We start from the raw sequence: 22,706 nt of genomic DNA on the forward strand, positions 1-22,706 counted from the left end.
ACATAATAACTCGCTCGTCCTAAACTTCACCGGCTCTGACTTTTACTACTGATAAAATAGTTCATACTTCTTTGCCTGTAATAATTCTAAGCAGTAAACAACTATCAAGTGCGATTTTTAATAAGAGTGCCATTTAATTCTTAAAGGCCGACTTATTGGCTCGTTCGTTTACCTTATCTACTTAGGACGATCCGGTGCCTTCCCAAAAGGGGGATAAATTCGGTTGTCCGTATTATATGTCCCACCTCACTAATCCCTACTTTGGTAGCGTCGTTGATCAGGGCCTTGCTGATGATCCAGTTTAATTCATGCTCTTTTTTATATACTGGATCGTTTTTGGGAGCATAAAACCTTACTTCAACATGCCGGTATTGGAGATAACAAATCAGTAAAATCAATGGCCCTGTATCCGTATGTGATAGAAGATATTCGGCGGTTTCATATTTTTGATTACCCACTGTTTCCAGTTCGTAGAACATTCCTTTGTGACCTGGGGCCTGATAATTGAACAAACTGCCTGCCCACTCTCGGCGGATGCTTGCCGTGATCATACTACCTCCCATAAAAATAGTTGGTAGTAAATCCTCATAACTGGCGTCAGGAGCCAGCCTTTTTCTTAAAGTAAACTCACTTCGCACTGCCAGTTCAACCCCAACAAGGTCGGCTACCATATGTAGGTCCTTAAATTTTCTTGCTGCTGACATACCCTAAATTTCGGGTAAAATGCTCCCTTTTTACAGGTAAGTCCAGTATTTTTTTTCCCCAAATGGACATTTTTGTTGTATACAGATTTTAAAGGGGTAATCGTATACATCAATGGCTGAGAGAGAATTGCTTTAATGGTATTGGAGAGCCTCTTTTTAATATTAAACTGGACTTCGTTCTATTAAAAGCGCTTTTTGCGGCCATCTATGGCTATCTGTTTCAAAAATCACTGCCGGAATACTTGCAAATAAAAACCTCGTTACTATACGATACTGTTTTAAGCCTACACTATAGAGGGCATTCTCCCACCTACTACCATCCTCATATTTAGCCTTTGATTAAATACGGTTCCAACTCCTGACCCAATCGGTCATAAAGTATCACCCAAACATATTCGACAATCTCTCCTCCCACCCCGTCGTCAGTGTTAATCTTTTTGCCGGTATAAGATTCGTAATACAAAAATTTGGTATGTAGAAGACTCGGAAAGGGTTTTCGATAGCTACGCCGGTAATGCTCTAGGGTTTTACCGATTTCAAATACAGGCGAGTCATAGCCCGACATTTCCACTATGGTTGCCGGTCTATCATATATCAGTAACATATCCAAGTCCATTATTTCTATAACGATAGAATCCAACAGTATTTTCCAGTACGGGCAGAAAATTCACCAAATTTCTGCCGGCTATTAGCTTCAATGAGAATTTTTTTTTATCTCCTGACTATTTCTGTCATATACCTGCTATTGTTGTGCGCATTTTTGTACAGTGTTAGAAATTATGGTCCATGAAAAAGGATAGTGCAAAGATTTTTGGATACCTGGAGTATCAGCTCTGTCTTACCGGTGGCGACCCGGTAATGGCGATTCCTGTTCCAGTGTCCTCTAAGGAAGAAGCGGATAAGATGCGCAAAATTAAGATCAAACAGAACACAAAAACAATTTCTCACTCTGGTTTTAGGGTATTATCACCCGACAAAAGGAAGGTGCTGCATGACTACGAAGGTACCCAAGAGCTAACCTTACCCACTGGTAAGAAGCCGCAAAGAACTGTGGTAAGAGGTGAAAAGAACCGCAAACAAAGGCCATCAATTTGATCCTTCTCGCAAAAAACTTAAAAAACTCACATCATTAAACAGTAAAAATTAGACGATGGCTATCTACAATTTAAAGAAAAGACTGCTGGTCTTTGATAGTGGCAGGGAAGCTAAAATCACTGGATTGTGTATTGGGGTTACACCAGATTTACAACTCGGTGAGATATATTCTCCCAACATTATTGACTACTCCGAAAACGGCGCCTCAAAAAAGGATGAGGACAAAATTGTTAATCCTCTTAGACTCTCCTACGAAGAACTGGATGAGCTTATTGATTTGCAGATACGATTATGCCTGGATGCTAAGAAAAAGTTGAAATCTTTTTTCAAGGCTGAAGGGGCTGGCCGTAATGAGAAAAGGCCACAAATTAGTCAGCCATAGCCATGCCAATATGGCAATGTCCTTCTCTTACTTTGTATTCCCTCTTTTATCGGTGGTCTACGCTAAGGGCTATGGGTTAGGAGTCGTACTATTAGACGACTCCCGCAAGATTTATTGTTGTGCTCAACAATGTTTTCTCAGCCTCCAGTGTCGGCTTCGGTGGCAGGCCACCAGTAATGTAATTATGTCATAGCGCATGTATTATAATTATGGGAAGGAAGAAATTAAATGAGGTTGACGGCCTGTTATATGATGTAAAAACACGCATTAACCAGCAGCATTTTGATCGGCTTAATAAGCAGCTTGCAAGTTCTCCGTACCGGAAAATGAGTGAATTGTTGCGGGATATAATTTGTAACCGGCCCATTACGGTGTATACCGTTGATAATTCTTTGCCGCAGGTGATGGAAGAACTTACCCGTATTCGTAAGGAATTAAATTCAATTGGGCGAAATGTTAACCAGGTTACCCGCGAGTTTCATACGGCGGCTGGGCGAGCGGAACGGGTAAGTTCGGTGTTCCAACTGTTGGAGTATTCCAAGAAGGTGGACCAAAGGCTAGAGATTATTTTTCCTATCATATCCCAACTTTCTGAAAAATGGTTACGCGGGTAAAGTTCCGGAGGGATATGTACGATGCCATTTATTATAATGAGGACAAGGTGGCATTGGGAGAAGCCAGGTGTATAGATGCCATAGGATTTGGGAAGGAAGCCGCAGATCTTACTATCCGAGAAAAGAACAACCGGTTTAAGGCATTGACGGAAAAAAACAAGATAACAGAAGTTAATACCCTGCATGTATCGCTGAGTTTTCATCCGGGCGAAGATATTTCCGACCAGCTCATGCGCGATATTGCCGACGATTATATGCAGCAGGTTGGCTATGGTGATCAACCATATTTATTATACCGGCATACCGATACCGGCAATGATCACATGCACATTGTCACCACTAATATACAGCCTAATGGTGACCGTATCGAAAGTCATCGCTTCGTTGAAGACCAATCCGAACCGGCAAGAAAGAAAATTGAACTTGATTATGGAATCGTTCAGGCAGAAGGACATCACCTAAAAAATGGTGAACATCTTTCCAGGATAAATATTGAGGGGAAAGATCCCAATAACCGGCGCCAGGTAAAGCGTGACATAACCAACGTAGTGCGAGAGGTATTCAACTCTTATAAATATGGTTCGTTGGCGGAATACAGTGCTATTCTTTCTCACTTTGGAGTTATGCTTGATAATGGAAAGGAAGGCTCTGTACTAAACACCACTGGCGGTTTGTTGTACAGTATTATAGATGAAACGGACAGCAAATGGAGTATGCCGATTAAAGGAAGTAAGCTGGCGGATAAGCCAATTCTAAAAAGACTGGAGGAAAGATATGATAGTAATCGTGAGAACCGTAAGCGTTACCGCGCCAGGATCATCAGGGTGATTGAGGATTCTCTAAAGACAAATTGCAGCCGGCAAGAGTTTGAAAAATTGCTGGAAAAGGATAACATAGCAATTATCTACCGCAAGAATGAGAACGACTTCACCTATGGTGTAACCTTTGTAGACACCCTCACTAAGGTTGCCTACAATGGCCGTGATCTCGGAAAAGGCTACAGCGCCGGCGCACTTTTACAGCGCATTGAGGCTGGGCGAAACCCCGAACTGCATTACAACCAGATATTGATAGCGGATATTCTGGCAGGTGTTGATTATCGCCGGCGCCCACAAACTATCCTCCGTTATCTGGATAAACATAATATCGGTATAGAGATTTCCGGCACTAGTAAAGGCAAGGTATTTTACCGGCTCGGCCACCGGGGCACTTCCCCAGATGCGTACGTTAATGCGCCTTCGTCATTTAATAATTGGTTAAATACAGCCGACTTTGGCGCGGTTAACAATCAGTCCGAAACCTTACTGGAGAAATTATTGAGCCGTACAGCCCACGACCTGGCCGAAAGTATAGATCAGCATTTATACGATGATAGTCTACATTATTTTGAAAAAGTGGCGGATGATATTTTAGGTTACACCTACACATCTAGCTATGTTCCTGGTCATTATAAAAGAAAGAAAGGGCAGAAGAATGGCCCACGGCGATAACTAAGTTGCCCTCTCTACTAATTGTTCCCTCCAACTATTACTGGGCCACTCCCTCTGCGGCCTAAACACTGAGCTTTTCCCTCCTAGCTCAGATCAATGGTTTGCCGCAACGGCAAGCCAGATTTTATCACGTTAAAATTCGAATTTATGAGCACAGGAGAAAACGAGCAGGGCCTACGGGTCCTTATCGACCTTATCCGAAAGTGCAGCATCGTTTTGCTGGGCCTGCACTTCTACTATTTCTGTTATGCAGTCTTTGAACATTGGGGGCTTACCATACCATTTGTTAAAACAATGCTTTTAGGATTTGCCCGGATGGGGATTTTCAATAACATTTTCCTTTCAAAATTATATGTGCTGCTTACTCTGGCAGTTTCCCTGATTGGGGCATTGGGAAAAAAAGACGAAAAGATTGCCAAAGGGATGGTTGCCGGTCTAATTGGAGCAGGGCTGCTGTTGTTTTGGGGTAGTAATCTTTTACTTTATATGGCGATGGCTCCGGAGGCCGCCGTCATCGCCTATATGATCATTACTTCTCTGGGCTTTCTCTGTTGCCTGGCAGGTGGTACAAGATTATCCCGGCTCATTCGCCTGCAGCTGCGAAAAGACATATGGAACTCTGCGAACGAGACTTTCCCACAAGATGAGGTGCTGCGCCTCAACGAACATAGCGTCAACTTCAAGGCGATATACAAATTTGGCAATAAGGTCCGTCGCTCATTTGTGAATATAATAAATCCATACCGGGCATGTCTACTTGTTGGGCTGCCCGGTTCGAGTTGGGGAAAAGTTATTACCTGGTTCGCGAAGTCATAAAGCAAAATTGTCAGAAGGGTTTCAGCGTCTTCGTTTATGATTTCAAGTACGACGACCTTACCAAGATTGTATATAATGAACTGTTAAGGAATAAGAAGGCGTATAAAGTTCCGCCGAAATTTTGTGTGATCAACTTTGATGATCTGTCGTATTCGCACAGGTGCAATCCGTTAGATCCTCAGATGATGACCGACATTACTGATGCCGCAGAGTCAAGTAGGTCACTACTTTTAGGGTTAAACCGAAGCTGGGTTGCGCGTGGTGGGGATTTCTTCGTGGAGTCCCCAATAAATTTTATCACTGCGGTAATTTGGTTTTTACGGCGGTATAAAAATGGGAGATTTTGCACATTGCCCCACGTGATAGAGATAATTTCTCTAGGCTATGAATCACTCTTTCCTATGCTCGGGGTTTTCGATGAACTGACCTCGTTAGTCGATCCGTTCATCCAAGCCTATTGTAATAATGCCCGAGAGCAACTTGAAGGTCAGATAGCATCTGCAAAAATTGCGCTGGCACGACTATCCTCACCGCAGCTTTACTATGTCTTATCGGGCGACGACTTCAGCCTGGATATTAACAATCCAGATGAACCAAAGGTGTTTTGCGCGGGCAATAACCCATTAAAAATTCAGACTTACGGCGCTGTGCTCTCCCTGTACACAAACAGGATGCTGAAGTTGGTAAACCGCAAAGGACAGTTAAAATGTTCACTGATCTTCGATGAGTACCCTACGATTTATTGTCCACTACACGTAACCGTTAGTACCGGCAGGTCGAATTTGATACAAACCTGGATTGCAGTTCAAAGTATCGAGCAGGTACGTATGGATTATAGCAAGGAACAGGCAGAAGTTCTATTTAGTGTTTGCGGAAACATTATCAGCGGCCAAAGTGTTGGGGATTCCGCTAAAATTGTAAGTGAACGTATCGGTAAAATCGTACAGGAGCGCGAAAGTGTTAGCATCAACAGAACAGATACTTCCGTGAGCCGAAATACCAACCTGGAATATGCCGTACCGCAATCCAAAATCTCGAATCTTACTGCCGGTGAATTTTGCGGCGTGGTGGCTGACAATCCCACAGAGCCGATTGAACTGAAAGCCTTCAATGCGCAGTTCGTCAATGATCATAAAGCGATCAAGGATGAGCAGGATAGCTACGTTCCGTTACCGAAAATTCGAGATGTAACAGAGGAAGAAGTGATGGAAAACTATAACCAGATAAAGGCAGATATTATCGAGATGGAACAGGATGTAATGGCAATGATAAAAGGAGATCCGAATCTAGCTCACCTATTATTTGTCCATCCGGATAATAAGTAACAGTAATTACGGTGTGTCGTTGATCTGGCCAGTATTGGTCGCATAATTCCATAATAGTAGCTGATTTCGGTGAATAATACCGACTTGCTTGAACTTTCTTTTTGAACAGTAATAAAGCAGGCTGCACACATCGGCAGGGCTGATCGGAGAGATTTCATCGCATTTGTATGCCAGAGCCGAATCGGTGTAGAGCTTGCCGGGGGGAGTTGAACTTGTGTGTAGTGGTCGCATGTAAGTTACGGAGTCCGGGGTGGTGAACTGATATTGAATATCATTTTCTACGTTCAGTTCTTCATCTTCCGGCGCAAGAGCGAGGCTGTAGCCATACAGGCTGGCGCCCTTTTTCATTGGGATTATATAGGTGTCAGCATTGTTACGAAGGTTGCGGCGTAGCAAAGTTTGACCAGCATGAAGGATGGCCTGCTGCATCCTAAGTAAAGTGTCCTCAGATAAACTGGGGACACTTTTTCTTATATACACGAAAGGGGTTAAAGACGTATTATAAATATTATGTACCTCTACGGTCAACACAATTCGATTTTGAAAATGGCTGCTGAACCCGACTGCCCGGTAGCAGGTGTCATTTATTTTATAGGGTAGGATATTATCAACCGGTCCAAAGAGATTTTGGGAGGTATCGGCAGCCTGCTGGGCTATTTGATAAACCTGTACCAAGTTATAAAGCTCACTCCCCGTTTTAAGTATTTCCTGTACTGTATCCTGGTGGCAAGATGAATCAGAGATGATTATCCGTGTGCAGTGATTGTTGTAAAGGAATGCAGGAATGATCAATAAGGCATATCTCATCAGAAAAGGTTTTTAAAATTGCCAGGAGGGCAATACCTCCCGGCCTGCTGAAACCACCCCTTTAATAACCTAAATAACCTAAAGGGTCATAAGCTTTCACCCGATATAGTATTGGGTGGAAAAAAATCACCGCCCAGTAGACACCGGGCGGTAGTGAAATTCTATAAATGGTTAAACCACCAAATAAAATCCCACACTAAAAGAACATACACGGCGCGGTCGGCGCAGTCTTTAAATATAGTTTCGGAACACTGACCATTTCTTTCCGTAACAGATAGCCTGCACCCTCCAATTGCGACTTTAATTCTTCCAGGTTTTTTGCTACTGTAAGTAGTTTTATGATAAGGTCCGGTATATCTGAAAATAGGGCAAACGGTAGTTGTTTTTCTTCTGGCAGGTGTTTACTTAACTCTACTATCCTGGCCCTAAGTAAGAGTATCCTGGGATCATGGAACCTTTGTGCAGGGGATTCCAATTCAGAACTGTTCAAAGTCGGTTTTGCTCGTAAAACAAGGTGTTGTTTCGGTATGTTTAAGATATTACCCGATACCTTGTATTTAACGCCGAAGTAGTTGTTAATGTCCTGCCAAAACATCCTGGTCAATAGCGGTTTGTAAAGACTGGTAACGGCGAGTTGGTAACAATAACAGTGCTGCATTCGCCATTCCTTCACCAAAGATGCTTTTGTTCTGTTACCAGGAAACCGGAAGTCTGGTTGCCGAAGTTGGTCGATTATTTCAGGTTTGAGTTCGTAGGCTATTTCAGGTTCCATTCCGTATACCAGATTGAAGGCGTGTCGAAAGAAATCTTCGGCACTGCCGTTCAGTATTTGCACACCCGACCCGATCTGCACTATTTCCAATTTGTAATCGTTTGTCTCATGGCTTACCGTAAAAAAATGACTGCCGGTAGCGCATACCGCATCACGGTTTGGAATTATCACATTATTATCCACCACCAGGGAAACTGGTATTTGCTCTGTATCCTCTTCAACGATATGTTGCTTTACTCGCTTCTCCCCCTTCATAATATCAATAGTTTGATGTTTTCAGTGTTCCTTCTGCAACTCCAATGCGTAATGACAACAGGTTAGGTTGTCGCTACCGCAAAGCGCTGCCAGTAGCCCCCCCGAGGGCAATTGTAATGTTAACGTATTGATGGATTTTTATAACCCTCCGCTACCAGAAGTAAGGCATTAGACGCCAAACTCCAATGACGGGAATTACGCAAAAGCGGTAGCTGTAAGTGCTTTAAACCTACATAGTTTGATCTTTGGTTGGGTGATTGCTACGGCTAATGCCCAATTGTGGCGTCGGTTGCCACTTCAGGCAACTGACCTCGATCTTTTAGTGTGGGACTGAATAGAATTTTCTTATGTATGCAATATATGGTTATGAAGATATTCCACCAATAGTGATTTCCTGTTTTTTTACTGATTCGCAAAAAAAAGCGGAGAATGGCAGGTTTGCTTAATGTTTGGGAGGTTTTTTTGAAAAAAATTCAATTAAGATCACCCGCTACCCAAACCGTTGTAGGGCAGCAGGCGTGATTCTTCATGAAAATTTTAAACGGTAGGCCGAACAGTTCGTATTTATGCAGTCAACCTATGATAAATCATTACAATTTATTGATAGGCAATATTTAAGACACCCATTGCTGAGAATGATTTTTTTTCTATTTTGCGCGTGTAAAATGTTGCTACTACACAGAGGAATGGTAATTTCCCAAATTATACCACACCGGCATATTAATGGCGCCGGCATATGAAGAGATTGGAATCACGCTTTCACCGTTAAACTTGTATCCACCATCCAGAATCCCAGTAAATGTTTTGAGGTTTTCGGTTTTCGACGACTAAGCAACTGGCATTGTCCTGTCCATAACTGTACTTGAACATTTGGGTTACGTAGCACTTATTTAAACCGGTCGGCTTACATGGAAATTACTACTAAAATAGTAGCTGGAATCAACGAACAGGACGATACTGCCTTTACTGCAGTTTTCGGCGCGTTCAATAGAGAGTTGCATTTGTTTGCGTTTCGCTTTACTAACAGCCAGAAGCGGGCCGAAGATTTTGTACAAGACACTTTTATTGAACTGTGGAATTACCGCAGCTTTACCAGCCCGGATCATATTCGTGCCTTTCTTTATGCAGTTCTGAGAAATCGTTGTTACAATTACATCACTAAACAAAAGATCGAAGAAAAGGCTAGGGCTGTACTTCTGAGCCGCCTGCAAGACCAACAGGACAGAGGACTTGAGCATGATCAGCTCACCCTTTCCTTCTTTGAGGAATTTGAAAAAGACCTGGAGAAATTATCAGAAAAACACCGCCAGGTGTATCGCCTTCATCACAAAGAAGGTTTTACGCTAAAGGAAGTAGCTGAGATCCTGAAGCTGAGAATAAGGACGATATATAACTACAACAACGAAATCACCACATTTTTAAGAAATCTCTATAAGCACCGTACTACCTCATCATGGTTGATTACTATTGTGTCAATAAGCAATTTATTATCAATGCTTTAAGCCTATACTCAAAAAAACGCTAAACTTTTCCTAAACTTTTTTTCAAATCTTCAGTAAAAACAGGGGTGGGAGTTTGTTGTATTTGTATGGGGAACTTGACGAGGTGAAAGCGTCCTCCCTATACCTGGTGGTTAAGTAGTAGCGCATTTTTTCGAATTAAAAGTTTAACTGCCAATGGATCAAGAAAGCCTTGCAGGTATTTTTTCCATTCTTAAAAAGAAAAGGGAAAATCCTGACAACGACGAAGCCCTAACTCCTGAAGAACAGGTTGCTCTTTCGGTTTGGCTTGAAGATGTTCATAACCTTCAATGGTATGAAGAATACATCTTAAATAAAGAGGGAGCTATGAATGCTCTTTTTCTCCAAACCCTTGACGCCGAAGAGAACACCAGAAAGCGGTTGAAGGGGTTTACAAGATCACGTAAAAGTAGCATGATCCGAAGATTATCTTATGCTGCAGCAGCAGCCGTGGTTGCAGGACTGGTTTTCGTTTCGATTTTAAACAGGCAGTCAGTTAGAGATAAGTATACATCATTGCCGGCATCCGGCGCCATGCAGCCTGGCAAAGATCGGGCATATCTCACACTGGCTGACGGCTCCATCGTTGATTTAGATACGGCTACTGGCGCAGCAATAGCCCGACAAAAAGGCGCTGTTATCTCTAATCGTGGTGGAGAGGTTACATACAACGGTACGGGTATTCATGAGAACGAGTTTAATTCTATTTCAATTCCGAACGGCGGTCAGTACCGCCTGCAGCTCCAGGATGGGAGCAAGATTTGGCTCAATGCCGCCACTACTCTACGGTTTCCGGTGCAATTCGGCGAAGTAGAGCGGTCAGTAGAACTGGATGGCGAGGCGTACTTCGAAATCACCAAAGATCGGCGGCCATTTCGTGTAAAGTATCAGAGTCAAAATGGACGCAATTTTACAGTAAATGTCCTGGGTACACATTTCGTAGTATCTGCCTACAAAGACAATACTACAGCCGCTACGACGCTGGTTGAAGGACGCGTCAGCCTGGGGATCGCGGGTAAGGATGTGTTGCTGTCCCCAGGCCAGCAGGCGACAACTGTTAGCGGGTCCGATAGGATTGACTTAAAAACAGTGGACACGGATGCTGCTAAGGGATGGGTAACTGGTAGCTTCTATTTTATAGACAGCGATCTACGGACAATTCTAAGCAGTATTGGTAGGTGGTACAATGTTCCAGTCCTTTACGAGAAGGACTACGCCGGGGAACTTTTTTCCTGCAAACTAAGCCGATCAGCACCGTTAGATAGCGTCCTGGTCAGCTTGCGACAGTTTGATGTTAAAGCGGACGTAATTAATAATAAGATAGTAATCAGATAGTTGTTGAAATTTAAGAATCAATTTTCTATTTCGTTGAATAAGTAACCTTGCGCTGTTTTTACCGCACAAGCCGTTTTTCGTCAATAAGCAAATAGATGGTCTATCAAAAGGAGGTGGGTTCGTCCTTCCTCCGACCATAAGGGCAATAGATTTTGAGGGAAACGTAGCATGAAGAATAGTTTTATTAGTAGTCATAAAATATAACTAAGAAAATAGGCGCAGGTTAAATATACTGCCAGGCGCCAGAACGGAAAGCCGCAGTCATCTTTTGGTGGGTGGCCACCATGAGAGCGCTTTCCCTTTCATCTAATGTAAAGTTAAGCACGTAAAATAAAGTCCTTCACCACACTAAAAGAACCAAGAAACACAGAAAGAAGAAGGCTTTTCGAGTGTCCTTTATATAAAGGTCCCGTTCCTTTTACGGTTGTTGCAGCCGACGCTTTTGCGTATAAAGGACCCTCGATGGCCTGAAGGGTACGTGTGGATACATTCAACTCCGTTACTGTACGTGACCAGTTTGCTTTATCCTATCACCTATCGTTGATTCCTTGTCCATATGAGTGTTAGCCCCAAAAATGTTGGTGCAGTAGCCTCTTCGCGCATCCATGTGTGAAGAGCTATTGATCAACATCGCCGTCTCCTATTATCACTAATTAAAACTCAATTCGGGTCATGGAAAGATCTCTAAAGCGAACTGAAGGCCATCAACTTACCTACCGCCTTACTGCTATGCTCTTCATCTGTCTGCTGCTATCTGCGCCAGGGATAGCCAAAGGGTATGCCCAGGTAATTACCCTCAAATACAGTAGAGCACCGATTGCTCTTGTATTCAAAGATTTCGTTAAACAGAGTGGATATGATTTCACTTATAAATCGGAGTGGCTCAAAAGCGCCAATCCGGTAACAGTGGATGTATCTAGTTCCGATATAGTAAAAGTCCTGGACCTGATCTTTAGCGGACAACCCCTTTCCTATACTATCGCTGGAAAAACGATTGCTGTTTCCCCTGCTAAAATCCGCACACAGGAATCGCCCTTGGCCGACACTGGACGTAAACAACTCACCGGCATTATTACTGACACCCTCGGCAGACCATTGCCGGGCGTTTCTGTGCTTGTTTCCCCTGGCAAACTGATGGCACAGACCGATGATAATGGCCGTTTTGTGGTGAACAACGCTCCTGCTGGCGGCCGTATCACCTTCTCTATGATCGGTTATGCTCCTGCTGATATTCGATATCAAGACCAGGTATTTTTCAAAACCGATCTAAGACAACAAGCTACCGCTCTGGGGAGTGTTCAAATCAATTATAGTAGCGGTTTCAGCCGCATCTCTAAGGAGAGGGCGCCAGGATCATACGCTTTCATAAGCAACAAGATATTAGAGAGAAATGTCAACTCTAACATATTGGCTAAGTTGGACGGCGTTACACTAGGAACATATTTTAATCCAGATGCGACATCAAATTCTAAAACTGGTATAACAGTACGCGGACAAAGCACTTTTAGTCCAAACGTAAGCAAGGACCCCTTAATTGTATTGGACAACTTTGCGTATGAGGGAGATATAAATAATATTAACCCAAATGATATTGAAAGCATTACACTACTAAAGGATGCGGCAGCTTCTTCTATTTGGGGAGCCAGGGCTGCAAATGGGGTCCTTGTAATTATCACTAAAAGAGGTTCGGCAAATCAACCTATAAGAGTTTCGCTTAATTCTAATGTAACAATTTCCAACAAACCCAATTTGATAAGGGACAATAGATTTATTCCTGGGGTAGAATTTGCGAAAATTGAAAAAATGGCGTTCGATAGTGGTTATTTTAATTTTACCTTAAATGATAGAGTAAGTTTTCCAGCAATTTCGCCTGTAGTTTCATTACTTGATATGGCTGCAAAAGGCAGTATTTCCAGAAGTTTTGCCGATTCTGCAATAACCGAAATATCCCAACATGACTATAGGGTGGACATGATGGAAAATGTCTACCAAAATCCAGTAACCCAACGCCATTTTTTAAGTCTAAATGGAGGTAGCTCTAACTTCTTCTACTATTTAGGGCTTGGATATGATAACTCCAAAGATCAGTTAAGAAGGAACGGGGCTGAACGGTTATCAATTACTTCTACAAATGTCTATACACCAAAACAATTCCTTGAGTTAACGACTACAATGATTTATTCAAGACGGGACGTTCGAGCGAATAATTCGATAGGGTATGGATCTATTACATCTCCTTATTCACAGTTATATCCATATGCCAGCTTAGTTGACAATGACGGTGGCCCAGGAGTCATAGCGAGAGAACACTCAGGTTATTTCAATGATAGTTTGAGGCACCTGGGATTCATGGATTGGAATTATCGACCACTTCAAGAGTTGGACTTAGCTGATAATAGCCAACAATCAAATAATATATTATTGAAGTTTGGAGCACGGGTTAAAATCACAAAGGGACTTGCGTTGGACTTGCTGTATCAGAATGAAAGAGAATCAAACGAAAGGCGAATATTTCAAGACCCTAAGAGCTATATAGTACGATCGCTTGTAAATAGCTATGCTCAATATAATGCCAGTACTAAAACTTTCAATTATCCATTCCCCAATGGAGGAATATTAAGGTCAAGTTATGGAACATTGATGGCCACCAATGCCAGGGGTCAGATCAATTATGGGAGGGATTTTGGGAAAAGCAACTTCACGGGAATTGCTGGTATTGAATTGAGGGAGACTGTTGCAAAGGCGAACGATCAAGTTTCTTATGGCTATAGTAATGATTTCGGCACCTCTGTTTCAATCATTGATTTTCTAACTTACTTTCCTCTAAATGGCGGTGGCTCTTCAACGATACCGCCATATCCATCAGGTAGAACTGAACAGACACAGAGATTTCTATCCTATTATTCAAACCTAAGCTATTCCTATGACGATAAATATACCATTACAGTAAGTGGCAGAAAAGACGGCGCCAATCTATTTGGCGTGAAGACAAATGATAAGATCACTCCCTTGTGGTCAATTGGTACTCTTTGGAATATAACCAAAGAAAAGTTCTTTAATATCAATGGAATTGATTATTTGTCTCTACGCTCTACATATGGATCAAATGGCAATATTTATAATGGCGGTGCGTACCTTACCTCGACTTATACTTATATCAGTGGCTATACAAATTTACCGTTTGGCACGATAGGTCAGCCTCCAAATCCATCTTTACGATGGGAAAAAGTTAATACTTTTAATTTAGGTCTTGACTACAAATTATTTAAGAATCATTTGAGTGGGAGTGTTGAGTATTTTGTTAAGAAAGGCAATGATCTTATTCAAGATATTTTATTACCCCCTTCAAATGGTTTTCAATCTTTTAAAGGAAATGCTGCCAGATTTAGGAGCAGTGGTTTTGAGGTAACGGCATCTTCGAATCTTAAAATCGGACCAGGTTCATGGTCTCCAACAATTATTTTTAATACCCTTAAAGAAAAAGTATTAGAGTATTCTACAAATTACACGGCCCTTGACCTCGCACAAGCGAGATCGGGAACACCCGTTCTTGGGGGACCAACTGACGGTATTTATAGCTATCAATATCTTGGAATTGATCGCGTAGGTGATCCAATTGGAGTTATAGGTAAATCCGCTTCAAAGGACTACTCCCAAATAATTAACACGACAAGTACAGATAGTCTTATTCTAAACGGGACTTCCAGACCGCGCTTTTACGGATCGTTAAGGAATAGTTTTGTATTTGGAAGGTTCGCCTTTTCCTTTATTATTCAATACAAATTCAAATATGTATTTCGGCGACCAACAACGACATTAAACCTTCAGGACTATCTCATTTCCACATCCTCGGTGAGTGGCCCCCATGAGGATTATTTCAAATCCTGGAAAAATGCCGGAGACGAAAATTTTACAGATGTTCCCAAAATAAATTATGTGACGGACATAAATAGGAACCTTCTGTATCAATTCTCAAGCACTTTAATAGAGCCCGGAGATAACATTAGGCTTCAAGATATTTCAGTGAGTTATGATCTTCCATTGGGTAAAAATCGAAATATCAATACTTTGCAGATATATGGTTATGCCTCAAATCTTGCAATTTTATGGCGAGCAAATAATCGCCGAATTGACCCAGACAACTATGGAACTCAAATACCGCTCGTCCGTTCATTTTCATTAGGTATTAAAGCAAATTTTTAAAGCATGAAGAAGATAGCTTATACGATCGCTGCTCTCATAATCATTTCTGGATGTAAAAAGCAGGACGAATTTCTTGACAAGAAATATAACCTCGGTGACGTAGTACCCAAAACTTTAGAAGATTTTCAAGGATTACTAAATAATGATGGCGTCTTTAATGCCACTTATTCTTCACTTGGAAATATTTCATCAGATTTCTATTTTTTAAATGATGCTGACTACTCAACCTTACAACCAACAGAGCGTAATTTATATGCCTGGAAAAAAGAAATATTTGAGGATGGCTATAATGGTGATTGGAATGCCGCATATAAACGAATTTTCTATTCTAATGTAATTCTTGAAAAATTAAACGATGTTGTAAAAAGTCAAGATAATGATATTCAGTATAATCAAATAAAAGGAACCGCTCTATTTATGCGTGCATATTCGCACTATCAACTTGTCCAGTGTTTTTCAATACCCTATGCGAATGCAACCGATGAAAGTCTCGGAATACCATATAAAATTTCATCTGATGTCAATATAAAAAACGGAAGAATGCCAGCTAAAGAGGTATACAATAATATCTTAAAAGACCTTAAACTTGCGGTCAATTTGTTACCTTTTCGAGCTTCGTTTAAAACTCAACCAGACAAAAATTCCAGCAGAGCACTATTGGCTAAAATCTATCATGCAATCGGTGATTATAATAGTTCATATTATTATTCAGATACGGTGATCCTTGACAACCCGATGTTAATTGATTATTCTACTATAAATACCGCTCCCTTTTTCCCGTTTTCAAGCCTTATAAAGACGAATCCAGAGATATTGTTTTATGCTTCAAATTCTTCATATCGTATTCTTGGCCCTTTTGGGCCTGCCCAGGTTGACTCAAATTTATACAGGTCGTTTTCGAATGATGATTTGAGAAAAACACTATACTATATGAATAATGCAATTACGAATAATCGTATAGTGTATCGGGGAAGTTATGCAGGCGGAGCACAATTTGGAGGGTTGCTCACTTCGGAAATGTATTTTATTAAAGCAGAGGCTTCCATAAGAAAAGGTAGGGTAGAAGAAGGAATAAGCTTGTTAAACAAGCTATTGCTGACGAGGTTTAAACCTGGCAGGTTTACTCCATACGGAATATTAAGTAGTGCAGAGGCATTGAAGATTCTTTTTCGTGAAAAAGGGTTGGAGCTATCATTTGTAGGACAAGTTCGATGGGAGGATCTACGAAGATTGAATACCGAACCAACCTATTCAAGTATACTTAGACGCCGTATCTCTAATGTGGATTATGAATTGGCCCCTAATAGCCCTCGCTATGCGCTGCCTATACCTAATTCAGAGTTGCAAATAAATAATCTTCCACAGAATCCAAGATAAAAAAAAATGATAGTATTCGTATTTAATAGGCCAAGTGTTAGGATTCAGAACTCATTCAGGTTCTCCTTATTTATATTTTTGGTTTCAGTGACTGTTATATTCTCAGCCGGGAACATAAGTACCGAACATGGTTCAATGCTATTTAAGGACGCGAGGATTGCTATCGAGATCGACTCCGCATTAACTTACGATTCCTTAGAGTTAAAAGTATCCTCTACTTTATTCGGACAGGCAGGTCTTGATGATGCTTTTTCGGATAGATATGTTTTGTCATCAGCCTCCAATATATACAACTTCGATTTCAAGTTATTAAATGACATCTCATATTTTTCTGTTTATGGGTACAAAATTGATAAATCAGGTTCGCATAAAGTATTGCTTGCAGAAAACTATCTTATCGAGTCCGGAGATAGTATGAGGGCGGTTATCTTATCAAAGGGGTATAAAAATGAAAACTATTTCCCCTTAATCTTTAAAGGCCTAGGTGCCGAAAAGAATAATTGCCTTAAGGTGATAAACCGAATCAGATACTTTGGATTAGGAAACAATAAAATTAATCAATACTCAAAGGAGTTTGGATTCATAAACAACCCTCTACTCGCGGCTATGTTAAACACTGTCAATGACTATAGAGGAAGTATGTCAGGTCGCTCTTATGATAAGATTCTGCTTGACTGCCTAGCATGGGAAGCAAGTATAAAATCTACAGTTTTCAATCAACGATGGATAAAGGGGGACAAAAACACACGGGATTCACTTAGGAGTCAAGATGTCAAATATTTAGTCGATGATTTTAATGGATCGGACTCATCAATTTTGTACGAATCTTTATACTACTATCAATACCTAATTTATAGAAGTTTAAATCGCTTACTAGTCGAAAATCAAACTACCAATATTGATTCGCTGTATTTTACAGCCGTTAACGATTATGATGGAATTATGCAACAAAAGATTGCTATAACCCTGCTTCGAAAAAGTTTCTCTATATTCTATAATCCTGATTCAATTCTCAGATACTCTGATCATATTTTTGTTGATCCGTTGTATCGTAGAGAGTTTATACGACTTCAAGCCGCAAACTCTCCTACCATTGCTAAGGACTTCGTGCTCCCTGATTCTGAGGATAGCTTGATTGCATTATCCAGTTTTAAAAATAAAATCATTGTTTTAGATTTTTGGTTTACAGGTTGTAAACCATGTAGATCGTTTTATCAGGAACACTTAAAATTGGTCGAGGATAAATACAAGAATGATTCTAATGTAAAATTTATCACTATCTCAGTTGATAGAGATTCACTTGTTTGGAAAAAAAGTTTGACCCAGGGAATATATACATCTAATCAATCTATAAATTTATTCACAAATGGGAAAGGTGAACGACATGAGGTAGTTTTCGATTACAATGTATATGCTTATCCCAAAATAATTGTTATCGGAAGGAATGGACTAGCTTGGAATGATCGTCGAAACATTTCGTTACGAAGCAGTGCCGGTTTAATAAATTTGATTGAGTCGCTCAAATGAAGTATAATTAGTACGCAGGATTAAGATCGACAAAGTTTCCGAATTTTATTGCAATGGCGTCCTCAATACGAATTCTGCCTTGATAATCCGGGAGGGCATATGATGTAATTACACAGCTTTCATTTTCTTGCACTATGCAGAGATAATCAACTCCCTCTAAGTCTGAGGTGATAGATTCGCTCAAGTGATAATATACCGAATCATTATAATCAACTGCCCAGGCATAATAATCAACATTATGATGAGTTACCAGTGCTATCGTTGCCGATGCAATAATTGTAAATAGCCCTTTAAATTTATATGTATTAAGCATGCGATAGAACGGCTTAAATAGACTGTATAGAAGAGCGTAGCCTATTTGGCTACGCTCTTCGTAATTTTTACTTAGTTGGGTCGGCATCTACAAACTTGGCGCCGGCAACCAGAACGTCACCAGTGGCAATATTTGATTTAGCATAACGTTTCCTCAGCGTAACAGGTTCAATTGTGATTAGAGCTGGGTCAATGTTAATGGTACAGGTTGTGTTTGATTGCAAATTGCAAAAGTACTGTTGATTCAGGACTTCGTCACCTCCTCCTACTTCTTCTGCCAGATAGTAGTAGTTGGCGTCACTTGTGTCTACTCCCCACGGTTCTTTTGGTAATAACTCGTTGGGGGTAGCTTTAAAGGCAAATGCTGCGGCTAGTGCTAATACACATGCCAGCATCGTAAAAAGGCTTTTCGCACTTTTCATAAATTGATAGTTTAATAATTAATAGAATTTGTTTGACTAACTAACCATTACACGCGCATGTAATATCTTATTTCCCCTAAAGGAATTTTTTACAGTATAAAATTAATTGCTCTGACATATCCCTAGGTGACGGACGATTTAGTGGATTGGGGTCAATGCAGGCTAATGCCAAATCGCACAACGTAGCATTAGCGCAAATAGCCAATAGATTCTTTTGGGTAACCGAAAATTTCTTCATGTCGATTATCTTACCTGGGTGCTCGCCTGTTAATAATTTAATGGTTATGCAGCCAAGTGAGTAAACGTCCTCAGTTTTCTCCGGCTTTGCATACTTTAACTGTTCAGGCGCCACGTATCCATGTGTTCCGGAAACGAAAGGCGGGAACGGGGCCAAGTTCAAAATGTCATGCGACATTTCGAGGTCGATTAAACTGACAATTCCCTTTTTCCCAAATAGTATGTTTGAAGGAGTCAGATCACGGTGTACAATATTTAAGTTGTGTAATTCTTCTACGGCCTTTATCGTTTTAACTAATAGATCAATGATGTATCGTTGATCATCTTTGGACAAACTTGTAAATGGCCTGTCTTTTGTAGTTGTATATAATATTTGCGCAAGACTTTTCCCTTTTATTTTTTTTGTAATTAAGTACGTGTAGTCACCTTCTTTTATTATACTAATAAGTTTTGGAACAGATATCTTGCCTTCTAACTGCAAAAATATTTTAGATAGCCATATGAGCCGATCTTCTGTGGTCCTGCCAATGGGATCAATGCTACTATTTGGCATAGCCTCTTTAATGATTATACTTTTTGGAAGCAGCCATTTAAAGTATAATCCCGAATATATTCCACCACGCACTGAGCGTGAAATTGGCCGCTTTACAATGTATTTCCCACCGACAACCTTCGGGACTTGATAGCAGTTATAAGTGAAACCAGGGCCTAGGAATGGGGGCTTTTCCTTTTTAGGTATGGCGTACTGTTTTATTTCCTGTTTTATTCCGCCAACTGCAATTTCTTTTACTCTACAGTATGCGGTGAATACTGGACCTATTAAATGGATGGCGTTTTCACAGTGGGGGCCTTTATCGGTAGAAGGTTATTCAGATGATCCTTTAGCAACAAATTCAATTGTTCATCTGTAAGAAGCATTGATATCGTCTTGCCAACTTCACCAAGAGAAAATTCACCACCGTTCTGCCGATAATTGTAGTAGCCATTTTCAACAATACGAAACGAAATGTTATGATTTTTTAAGAATTTTATGATTGTTTTGAGGACGGAAAGAGTATCCTGGGTGTTGCACGAAATAAATGTCACCCATTTGTGGTGATAATTTGTAGTCCCCACATAAAGAAACCTGCCCACCCTCTGGTATTCAATCCCATTTCCCTCCAAAATCTCGCTGTAATCTTTTATATCCAAAGCCTCAATGAACTCCCGATAGGGATTTCCCGGTTGAAGCCTATATGTATCGTTTCGGAAGACCGTTTTGACCTCCTTCTGATTGTTATTAGATCCTGGTATCAATAATTTTCCACGCATTGCGGCAGGATTAATTGTTAGATAGAATACTTTTCCTTCACGGAAACGAGGATTGTGTTATCTTCATTATCATCATGCTTCAACTTTTTACAAAGCACGTATCCCCAAAATGAAATTGCAGTAAAAGCTATATTAATAAATAAGTGGGGCCCCCAGCCGATTTGAGGAAATACACCTCCGCATGAGCAAGGGACACGGCTATATACTGCCTTACTCAGAATAACTCCAACATAAACTGTAAACACAAACATCATTATGGTTGACATGAGGAAGGCAAATTTCCTAGTTGGCCGAAAGAAAAGTAGAATCGAGGCAATGTATTCAGCAGCAGGTATTAGTATCACAAGCAGGGGTGTCCATCTATTATCCATCGGCTGATTATTCATCGCGCCAACAAAGCCTTTGAAATCCAAAATCTTCGATGTTGCTGTATAGACAAACAACAAGGTGATAAGTATGGAAAAGATTTCTACAACTACGAAGTTTTTCCTGCTCATAATATATAGGATAAAAATTTCGAATAGGATTACATAAACTTAATAAGTTTTACATTGGTAGTTTTCTGAATCACTAATGTTTAGTGAGGCTGAATTTCCCTGGCGCATATCTCACAATTTGAATGGCTTCAGCTACTACAGTGAAAATTCTATTAACCTGTGCTATGCTCATATAATCTACGTCAATTGTCCATCCGTTTATATTAACCTTCAAATAATAATAGACCACATCTTCAAATTCCATCTCAATATTCCTGTGTTCTTACATCAGAGATAATTGGAATGTATTTCAACACAGACATTACCGCAAGTACGGCTGATCAGCCAATGATTGCTGCGGCTAATGATAATGTGAGTTTTCTAGGCATAAGATATTCACTACCTGAAAGGGATTGTTATTTTGTTGGATTGAGATCAACAAACTTTCTATTAAGAAAGATTACAAATATTACTCCACTCTTTAGTATTCTTAACTTTCCGGTAATAGGGTCGACGGTAATGTTAACCACATCTATCTGTATAGTACATGTAGTATTTGACTGCACATTACATAAGTAATCTATTCCTTCAATTTCATCACCACCACCAACTTCCTCTGCTAAATAATAGTAGTTTGCATCACTGGATTCTACGGCCCAAGGTTCAGTAGATTTCAACGGCTTCTTCACTGAACTAAATGCGCATAAGATAGCAACACATGTAGGCAGAAGCGCCCTAAAGACAGCAGGTAGTTTCATGTTTCTGATTTAAAGTGATGAAATAGTGCCAATCCTACGAACAGTCCAGACTATTTTCATCCCTGCTAACTGTCCGAAGGTTATTGGCTTTCGTATTTCTCAGATCATGCTTTGCTTATCGGAACTTGTCAAAACGTTTCTTGATCTATCGGAGGTGCTTCACAAAAATACTATGGCAGATTGTTGATTCAATCAAAATAGCTGATCTTTCGCCTCGCATATTTGTCGAACTTTTATTCTTTTTTTCGCAAACCACGCGTGTATTCCTGTATTGTACAACCGAAGTAATCAGAAAAGGTACGGCGAAGTTGGCTTTCGCTATATCCGACCTGGCTGGCAATCACTACGACTTTCTCTCCTTTATTCAGCAGCTCCACTGCGCGACGGATTTTTGTTTCAATACGATAATCACTGATTGACATTCCGTATACAAGCGAAAACCAAGTACGGAGCTGATAATGGTTAAGGTCCGTGGCCTTCGAAAGCTCTTCCGTTGTATGTGTGACCTTTAAATCAGAAGTGATAATCTCCCTTATTTGATATACTCTACCGATTTCATCATCGCTCAATTTGTTTTTGGGTGTACTATTTTTAAGCAATGTCATTTCTATTGCGTAATCCGCTGCCTCTGCCTGCCAGTCGATGTCTCCCCCACCCTCCAGTGCGTTCCCCAGCATCATAAGCAAATTATAGTCAGCAATAAGGCGATGCTTCGACAGTTTGGTGGGTTCGTTCTCCCTCATCCGCCATAGTACTTCCTTTGCACGCTCAAAGCGAAAGCTATGCTTATGGAATACATCTGGCGCCATACAAAGGAGAATACTGCGACTTGTATTGTCCGTTATGTGAATCTTCGCCAGCCATACAGGGGCGTAATATATGGTGTAGGATCGCTCATGTAGTACAATGGGAGAAAGACCCTGTACCTGGTAACGGATCGTCCCCTGCAGGCTAAGGTGTAAAACCAC

20 protein-coding genes are annotated in these 22,706 nt (G+C 40.8%); 11 read left to right on the forward strand and 9 right to left on the reverse strand.

Annotated elements, in window-relative coordinates:
- Positions 1–173 precede the first annotated feature (173 nt).
- Positions 174–704 (reverse strand): hypothetical protein, encoded by a 531-nt coding sequence (locus BMW79_RS04215; protein WP_089890981.1) that lies wholly within the window; start codon positions 702–704, stop codon positions 174–176.
- A 786-nt stretch (positions 705–1,490) separates the two neighbouring features.
- On the opposite strand from BMW79_RS04215, the gene BMW79_RS04225 reads away from it, so the two are divergent.
- From BMW79_RS04225 to BMW79_RS04245, 6 genes are all read left to right on the forward strand, one after another.
- Entirely contained in the window at positions 1,491–1,799 is a 309-nt protein-coding gene (locus tag BMW79_RS04225) for a hypothetical protein (RefSeq protein WP_089890985.1), read from the forward strand.
- 55 nt (positions 1,800–1,854) lie between these two features.
- A complete protein-coding gene (locus BMW79_RS04230) occupies positions 1,855–2,181 on the forward strand; it encodes a hypothetical protein (RefSeq protein WP_089890987.1) in 327 nt (108 codons plus the stop codon).
- 209 nt (positions 2,182–2,390) lie between these two features.
- Positions 2,391–2,795: a plasmid mobilization protein gene (locus BMW79_RS04235; RefSeq protein WP_089890990.1), complete on the forward strand. Its 405-nt coding sequence runs from the start codon at positions 2,391–2,393 to the stop codon at positions 2,793–2,795.
- A gap of 14 nt (positions 2,796–2,809) precedes the next feature.
- The gene (locus tag BMW79_RS04240; protein WP_177192036.1) at positions 2,810–4,285 is read left to right on the forward strand and encodes a relaxase/mobilization nuclease domain-containing protein; all 1,476 of its coding nucleotides are present in this window, start codon (positions 2,810–2,812) and stop codon (positions 4,283–4,285) included.
- A gap of 147 nt (positions 4,286–4,432) precedes the next feature.
- A complete protein-coding gene (locus BMW79_RS34075) occupies positions 4,433–5,101 on the forward strand; it encodes a YWFCY domain-containing protein (protein WP_218150277.1) in 669 nt (222 codons plus the stop codon).
- The gene (locus BMW79_RS04245) at positions 5,035–6,426 is read left to right on the forward strand and encodes a type IV secretory system conjugative DNA transfer family protein (RefSeq protein WP_218150278.1); all 1,392 of its coding nucleotides are present in this window, start codon (positions 5,035–5,037) and stop codon (positions 6,424–6,426) included. The genes BMW79_RS34075 and BMW79_RS04245 overlap by 67 nt, the downstream gene beginning before the upstream one ends.
- 6 nt (positions 6,427–6,432) lie before the next feature.
- On the opposite strand, the gene BMW79_RS04250 is transcribed toward BMW79_RS04245, so the two are convergent.
- Both BMW79_RS04250 and BMW79_RS04255 read right to left on the reverse strand, forming a co-directional pair.
- Complete coding sequence (locus tag BMW79_RS04250; protein WP_089890996.1) at positions 6,433–7,233, reverse strand: hypothetical protein; 801 nt, start codon at positions 7,231–7,233, stop codon at positions 6,433–6,435.
- A gap of 196 nt (positions 7,234–7,429) precedes the next feature.
- Positions 7,430–8,260, reverse strand: coding sequence for a hypothetical protein (locus BMW79_RS04255; protein ID WP_089890999.1), 831 nt, complete (start codon positions 8,258–8,260; stop codon positions 7,430–7,432).
- Between the two features lie 908 nt (positions 8,261–9,168).
- Between BMW79_RS04255 and BMW79_RS04260 the strand changes: the two genes are divergently transcribed.
- The 5 genes from BMW79_RS04260 (at position 9,169) to BMW79_RS04280 (ending at position 18,222) form a co-directional block, all read left to right on the forward strand.
- Complete coding sequence (locus BMW79_RS04260; RefSeq protein WP_089891003.1) at positions 9,169–9,762, forward strand: RNA polymerase sigma factor; 594 nt, start codon at positions 9,169–9,171, stop codon at positions 9,760–9,762.
- Positions 9,763–9,936: 174 nt separating this feature from the next.
- Positions 9,937–11,115 (forward strand): FecR family protein, encoded by a 1,179-nt coding sequence (locus BMW79_RS04265; protein ID WP_089891006.1) that lies wholly within the window; start codon positions 9,937–9,939, stop codon positions 11,113–11,115.
- 672 nt (positions 11,116–11,787) lie between these two features.
- Positions 11,788–15,318: a SusC/RagA family TonB-linked outer membrane protein gene (locus BMW79_RS04270; protein ID WP_089891008.1), complete on the forward strand. Its 3,531-nt coding sequence runs from the start codon at positions 11,788–11,790 to the stop codon at positions 15,316–15,318.
- Between the two features lie 3 nt (positions 15,319–15,321).
- Entirely contained in the window at positions 15,322–16,695 is a 1,374-nt protein-coding gene (locus BMW79_RS04275; protein WP_089891010.1) for a RagB/SusD family nutrient uptake outer membrane protein, read from the forward strand.
- A gap of 87 nt (positions 16,696–16,782) precedes the next feature.
- Complete coding sequence (locus BMW79_RS04280; protein WP_177192037.1) at positions 16,783–18,222, forward strand: TlpA family protein disulfide reductase; 1,440 nt, start codon at positions 16,783–16,785, stop codon at positions 18,220–18,222.
- A gap of 380 nt (positions 18,223–18,602) precedes the next feature.
- Here the strand turns inward: BMW79_RS04280 and BMW79_RS04290 are convergent, their stop codons facing one another.
- The 6 genes from BMW79_RS04290 to BMW79_RS33800 all read right to left on the reverse strand — a co-directional run bounded on the left by BMW79_RS04290 (position 18,603) and on the right by BMW79_RS33800 (position 22,547).
- Entirely contained in the window at positions 18,603–18,956 is a 354-nt protein-coding gene (locus BMW79_RS04290) for a DUF6520 family protein (protein WP_089891020.1), read from the reverse strand.
- 76 nt (positions 18,957–19,032) lie between these two features.
- Positions 19,033–19,818 (reverse strand): protein kinase domain-containing protein, encoded by a 786-nt coding sequence (locus tag BMW79_RS04295; RefSeq protein ID WP_143059068.1) that lies wholly within the window; start codon positions 19,816–19,818, stop codon positions 19,033–19,035.
- Positions 19,819–20,012: 194 nt separating this feature from the next.
- Positions 20,013–20,504: a hypothetical protein gene (locus tag BMW79_RS04300; protein WP_089891025.1), complete on the reverse strand. Its 492-nt coding sequence runs from the start codon at positions 20,502–20,504 to the stop codon at positions 20,013–20,015.
- 17 nt (positions 20,505–20,521) lie between these two features.
- Positions 20,522–21,001 (reverse strand): MauE/DoxX family redox-associated membrane protein, encoded by a 480-nt coding sequence (locus BMW79_RS04305; RefSeq protein ID WP_089891028.1) that lies wholly within the window; start codon positions 20,999–21,001, stop codon positions 20,522–20,524.
- A gap of 395 nt (positions 21,002–21,396) precedes the next feature.
- Complete coding sequence (locus BMW79_RS04310; RefSeq protein ID WP_089891030.1) at positions 21,397–21,738, reverse strand: hypothetical protein; 342 nt, start codon at positions 21,736–21,738, stop codon at positions 21,397–21,399.
- A 233-nt stretch (positions 21,739–21,971) separates the two neighbouring features.
- Positions 21,972–22,547 carry a helix-turn-helix domain-containing protein gene (locus BMW79_RS33800; RefSeq protein WP_177192038.1) on the reverse strand — a complete coding sequence of 192 codons (576 nt, stop codon included), beginning with the start codon at positions 22,545–22,547 and terminating at the stop codon, positions 21,972–21,974.
- Between the last annotated feature and the right edge of the window lie 159 nt (positions 22,548–22,706).

Origin of the sequence: Chitinophaga arvensicola (assembly GCF_900110835.1) — a bacterium.
GTDB lineage: Bacteria > Bacteroidota > Bacteroidia > Chitinophagales > Chitinophagaceae > Chitinophaga > Chitinophaga arvensicola.